The sequence below is a fragment of the Devosia sp. genome, from assembly GCF_036406155.1.
In the GTDB taxonomy this organism is placed as follows: Bacteria; Pseudomonadota; Alphaproteobacteria; order Rhizobiales; family Devosiaceae; genus Devosia_A.
On sequence record NZ_DASWVV010000197.1, the window covers coordinates 1 to 5,078 of the forward strand.

General features: G+C 69.9%; 6 protein-coding genes. 3 read left to right on the plus strand and 3 right to left on the minus strand.

Going from position 1 to position 5,078, the window contains the following annotated elements; all coding sequences use genetic code 11:
- Positions 1–10: 10 nt before the first annotated feature.
- Both VGD93_RS13280 and VGD93_RS13285 read left to right on the plus strand, forming a co-directional pair.
- Positions 11–148, plus strand: coding sequence for a Smr/MutS family protein (locus VGD93_RS13280; protein WP_395012639.1), 138 nt, complete (start codon positions 11–13; stop codon positions 146–148).
- Positions 145–510, plus strand: a complete 366-nt coding sequence (locus tag VGD93_RS13285; protein ID WP_395012634.1) for a helix-turn-helix domain-containing protein — start codon at positions 145–147, stop codon at positions 508–510. Before VGD93_RS13280 ends, VGD93_RS13285 begins: the two co-directional genes overlap by 4 nt.
- A gap of 9 nt (positions 511–519) precedes the next feature.
- Here the strand turns inward: VGD93_RS13285 and recQ are convergent, their stop codons facing one another.
- The 3 genes from recQ to hslV all read right to left on the minus strand — a co-directional run bounded on the left by recQ (position 520) and on the right by hslV (position 4,409).
- A complete protein-coding gene (recQ, locus tag VGD93_RS13290) occupies positions 520–2,301 on the minus strand; it encodes a DNA helicase RecQ (protein ID WP_395012635.1) in 1,782 nt (593 codons plus the stop codon).
- Positions 2,302–2,471: 170 nt separating this feature from the next.
- On the minus strand, positions 2,472–3,779 hold the full coding sequence (hslU, locus tag VGD93_RS13295) for an ATP-dependent protease ATPase subunit HslU (protein ID WP_395012636.1): 1,308 nt from the start codon (positions 3,777–3,779) through the stop codon (positions 2,472–2,474).
- 69 nt (positions 3,780–3,848) lie between these two features.
- On the minus strand, positions 3,849–4,409 hold the full coding sequence (gene hslV / locus VGD93_RS13300) for an ATP-dependent protease subunit HslV (RefSeq protein ID WP_395012637.1): 561 nt from the start codon (positions 4,407–4,409) through the stop codon (positions 3,849–3,851).
- Positions 4,410–4,523: 114 nt separating this feature from the next.
- On the opposite strand from hslV, the gene hisB reads away from it, so the two are divergent.
- Positions 4,524–5,078, plus strand: a 555-nt coding sequence (hisB, locus tag VGD93_RS13305; RefSeq protein WP_395012638.1) for an imidazoleglycerol-phosphate dehydratase HisB, incomplete at its 3' end; no start/stop codon positions are given.

A 5,078-nucleotide genomic window follows, 5' to 3' on the forward strand; every position in this document is an offset into this window, starting at 1 on the left:
CGAGCGCGGGGTGCTGCGCGCCATGCTGCCGGTCTGGCTCGGCCAGCCCGACCTCGCGCCGCTGGTGGCCGGATGGGACGAGGCCGCGCCGGGCCATGGCGGCAGCGGCGCCTTCTACGTGCGGCTTCGCCGCGAGGCGCGCCGATGACTCCGCTGGGCGCGCGGCTCAGGGCGCTGCGCGAGGAGCGCGGCGTCACCCTCAAGGACATGGCCAGGGAATTGCGGGTGTCGAGCGCCTACCTATCGGCGCTGGAGCACGGTCGCCGCGGCAAGCCGACCTGGAGCCTGCTGCAGCGCATCATCACCTATTTCAACGTCATCTGGGACGAGGCGGAGGACCTGCAGCGGCTGGCCGAGCTCTCCGACCCGAAGGTGACCATCGACACCGGCGGCCTCGCGCCCGAGGCCACCGAACTCGCCAACCGGCTGGCCACCGAGATCGGCCGGCTGTCACCCGAGGACCTCGTCTTCCTCAAGGCCGAGCTGATCAGGCGCGCCGCGAAGCGCTAGCCCCGCCGCTCAGCTCCCGTCGGCGGCGATGGCGGCGAGGAACGCCTCGCCATAGCGCTCGAGCTTGCTCTCGCCGACCCCGGGCAGCTCCATCATCTGCGCCCGGGTTCTCGGCCTCGCCTGCGCCATGGCCTGCAGCGTGGTGTCGTGGAAGATGACGTAGGGCGGCACGCCCTGCTGGCGGGCGAGCCGGCTGCGTTCGGCGCGCAGGGCATCGAACAGGCGGGCCTCCGCGGGCGGCAGGTCGACGGCCCGCTGCAGCGCGCGCCGGACCTGCTCGGCCTTTTTCGGCCGGTCCTTGCGCAGGCGCACGCTGCGCTCGCGCCGGAACACGGCGCGGGCGCCCTCGCCCAGCAGCAGCGCGCCGTGCCCGCCATGGTCGACCAGCACCAGGCCCGCGGCCATGAGCTGGCGCAGCACCGATTGCCAGGTCCTGGCGTCGGTGTCCCGGCCCGCCCCGAACACCGGCAGCTGGTCATGGCCGAAGCGAGCCGTCCTTTCGGTCGGCTTGCCGGTCAGCACGTCGACGACGTGGCCGGCCCCGAAACGCTGGCCGGTGCGGTAGATGGCGGCCATCGCCGTGATGGCGGCCTCGGTGCCGTCCCAGCTGTCGACGGGCGACAGGCAGGTATCGCAATTGCCGCAGCCGCCGGCATGGGCCTCGCCGAAATGCGCAAGGAGCGCCTGGCGCCGGCACCCGGCGGTCTCGCACACGGCCAGCAGCGCCTCGAGCTTGGCCCGCTCGACGCGCTTCACCTCCTCGGGGGCGCCGCCCTCGTCGATCATGCGCCGGCGCTGCACGACGTCGGCCATGCCGTAGCACATCCACGCCTCGGCCGGCTGGCCGTCGCGCCCGGCGCGCCCGGTTTCCTGGTAATAGGCCTCGATCGAGGCCGGCATGTCCATGTGGACGACGTAGCGCACGTCGGGCTTGTCGATGCCCATGCCGAAGGCGACGGTGGCGACGAGGCAGAGGCCGTCCTCGGTGAGGAAGGCATCCTGGTTGGCGCTGCGGACGGCCGCCGGCAGGCCGGCATGATAGGGCAGCGCCCTTCTGCCCTGCGTATTCAGCCACTGGGCGACGTCCTCGACCTTGGCCCGCGACAGGCAGTAGACGATGCCGCTTTCCCCGTCGTGGCGGGCGAGGAAGCCGAGCAGCTGCCGGCGGGCGCTGTCGCGCTCGACGATCGAATAGCGGATGTTGGGCCGGTCGAAGCTCGAGACGAACAGCCGTGCCGCTGCGAGCCCGAGCCGCGCCACGATGTCGTCGCGCGTCAGCGGGTCCGCTGTGGCGGTGAGCGCCATGCGCGGCACACCGGGGAAGAGCTCGGTAATGCGGGCCAGCTCGCGGTATTCGGGGCGGAAATCGTGGCCCCACTGGCTGACGCAGTGGGCCTCGTCGATGGCGAACAGGGCGATGTCGATTCCCTCGAGGAGCCGGACGAAGCCGGGCGTGGTCAGCCGTTCGGGTGCCACGTAGAGCAGGTCGAGGTCGCCGGCCCTGAGCCGGCGGCGCACCTCGGCCGCCTGCTCGGGAGCCAGCGACGAGTTGAGCGCCTCGGCCCTGACGCCGGCCTGGCGCAGCGCTTCGACCTGGTCGCGCATCAGTGCGATCAGCGGCGAGACGACGATGCCGACGCCCGGCCGGCACAGGGCCGGAATCTGGTAGCAGGCCGACTTGCCGGCGCCGGTGGGGAACAGCACCACGGCATCGCCGCCGCCGGTGACGTGCTCGATGACCTCGCGCTGCTGGCCGCGAAAGCTCGTGTGGCCGAAGACGCTGCGCAGCACTTCGGCTGGGTCTTTCGGGGCATGGGAAGGCGCTCGGCTCACGGCAGGTCCGGCAAATCAGGGATCCCGCGTTTGAATCACGGGGAGAGGCCGGAGGGCAAGCCCTCGCCGCCGCTGCCGCCGGGCGCCGTCACGGGCCGGGAGCGCTCCCGGCCCGGGTGCGCTTGCCCTCAGAGCACGAAGCGGCTCAGATCGGTGTCGGCCGCCATCTTGCCGATGCGGTCGTTGACATAGGCGGCGTCGATCCTGATGGTCTCGCCGTCCTTGTCGGGGGCGTCGAAGGAGATGTCTTCGACCAGCCGCTCCATGATCGTCGCCAGTCGCCGCGCGCCGATGTTCTCGACCGTGGCGTTGACCTTGACGGCGGCGTCGGCGATGGCGTCGATGGCATCGGCGGTGAAGTCCAGCGTCACCCCCTCGGTCGCCATCAGCGCCACGTATTGCTTGATCAGGCTGGCGTCGGTGTCGTTGAGGATGCGGATCAGGTCGTCGCGGCTCAGCGCCTTGAGTTCGACGCGGATGGGCAGGCGCCCCTGCAGTTCGGGCAGCAGGTCGGACGGCTTCGACACGTGGAAGGCGCCGGAGGCGATGAACAGGATGTGGTCGGTCCTGACCGGCCCGTACTTGGTGGCGACGGTGGTCCCCTCGATCAGCGGCAGCAGGTCGCGCTGCACGCCCTCGCGGCTGACGTCGCCGGCGCGCCCCTCGCGGCTGGTGATCTTGTCGATCTCGTCGATGAAGACGATGCCGTGGTTCTCCACCAGGTCGACCGCCTCGCGGTTGAGCTGCTCCTGGTCGAGCAGCTTGTCGGCCTCCTCGGCGATGAGCAGGGCGTGGCTGTCCTTGACCTTGACCTTGCGCTTGGCACCGCGGCCGCCAAGGGCCTTGCCCAGCATGTCCTGGATATTGATCATGCCGATGCCGGCGCCCGGCATCCCGGGAATCTCGAACATGCCGCCGCCCGGGGCCGCCGCGACCTCGATCTCGATCTCCTTGTCGTCGAGTTCGTTGTCGCGCAGCTTGCGCCGGAAGCTGTCGCGGGTCGAGGGCGAGGCGGAGGTGCCGACCAAGGCGTCCAGCACCCGCTCCTCGGCATTGTGGTGGGCCTGCGCCGAGACCTCCTGCCGGCGCTTGTCGCGCAGCAGCGAGATGCCGGCCTCGACCAGGTCGCGCACCATCTGCTCGACGTCGCGCCCGACATAGCCGACCTCGGTGAACTTGGTCGCCTCGACCTTGACGAACGGGGCCTGGGCGAGCTTGGCCAGGCGCCGCGAGATCTCGGTCTTGCCGACGCCGGTGGGCCCGATCATCAGGATGTTCTTGGGGCTCACCTCCTGGCGCAATTCGGCCGGCAGCTGCTGGCGCCGCCAGCGGTTCCGCAGGGCCACGGCGACGGCGCGCTTGGCCTCGCCCTGGCCCACGATGTAGCGGTCGAGCTCGGAGACGATCTCGCGCGGTGAGAAATTGGTGTCGGTCATTGCGGGTCGCTTTCCGGGAAGCCCTTGCGGCGCCTCCCCATGCCGCCGCGGATGCGGCCGGCGAGTGGTTCAGTCGAGGTCGATGCTTTCGACGGTCACCTGCTCGTTGGTGTAGATGCACACTTCGGCGGCGATCTTCATCGCCTTGCGCGCGATCTCCTCGGCCCCGAATTCGGTGTTCTCGGCCAGGGCCAGCGCCGCCGAATAGGCGAAGTTGCCGCCGGAGCCGATGGCGATGGTCTCGTGGTCGGGCGTCAGCACGTCACCGGTGCCCGTGACCACCAGCGTCTCCTTCTTGTCGGCGACGATCATCATCGCCTCGAGCCGGCGCAGATAGCGGTCGGTCCGCCAGTCCTTGGCCAGTTCGACCGCGGCCCGCATCAGCTGGTCGGGATATTGCTCGAGCTTGGCCTCGAGCCGCTCGAACAGGGTGAAGGCGTCGGCCGTGGCGCCGGCAAAACCGCCGATCACCTTGCCGCCCGCCAGCCGCCTGACCTTGCGCGCGGTATGCTTCATCACCGTCTGGCCGACCGAGACCTGGCCGTCGCCGGCGATCACGACCTTGCCGCCCTTGCGCACCGAGACGATGGTGGTGCCGTGCCAGCCGGGGAAGTCGTTGTCCTTTGCCATTCAGTACTCCACAAGGATTGCCCTGTATTTAGGGCGCTGCCGTGCGAATGCAATGACCGGCTTGGCGCCGGGCCGCCCGACCTGCTAGAGAGCCCGATTGAAGCAGAGGACCAGATGCGCAAGGCCGAGATCACCCGCAAGACCAACGAGACCGACATCGCCGTCACCGTCAATCTCGACGGGACCGGCGCCCATGCGATGGCGACCGGCATCGGCTTTCTCGACCACATGCTCGACCAGCTGGCGCGGCACTCGCTGATCGACATCACGGTGCGCGCCAAGGGCGACCTGCACATCGACTACCACCACACCGCCGAAGACGTCGGCATTGCGCTCGGCATGGCAGTGCGCCAGGCCCTCGGCGACAAGCAGGGAATCCGTCGCTACGGCGCCGCCGACCTGCCGATGGACGGCACCCTCACCCGCGTCGCGCTCGACGTGTCGGGGCGGCCGTTCCTCGTCTGGAAGGTCGAGTTCACCCGCGACAAGGTCGGCGACATGGATACCGAGCTGTTCCGCGAGTGGTTCCAGGCCTTCGCCATGCATGCCGGGGTGACGCTGCATGTCGAGTGCTTCTACGGCGACAACAACCACCATATCGCCGAAAGCGCCTTCAAGGCGCTGGCCCGGGCGCTGCGCGCGGCCGTCGAGATCGATCCGCGGGCGGCG

Coding starts and splice junctions, on each gene's coding strand:
- VGD93_RS13285 (WP_395012634.1), top strand. CDS start 145: ATGACTCCGCTGGGCGCGCGGCTCAGGGCGCTGCGCGAGGAGCGCGGC.
- hslU (WP_395012636.1), bottom strand. CDS start 3,779: ATGACCGACACCAATTTCTCACCGCGCGAGATCGTCTCCGAGCTCGAC.
- hslV (WP_395012637.1), bottom strand. CDS start 4,409: ATGGCAAAGGACAACGACTTCCCCGGCTGGCACGGCACCACCATCGTC.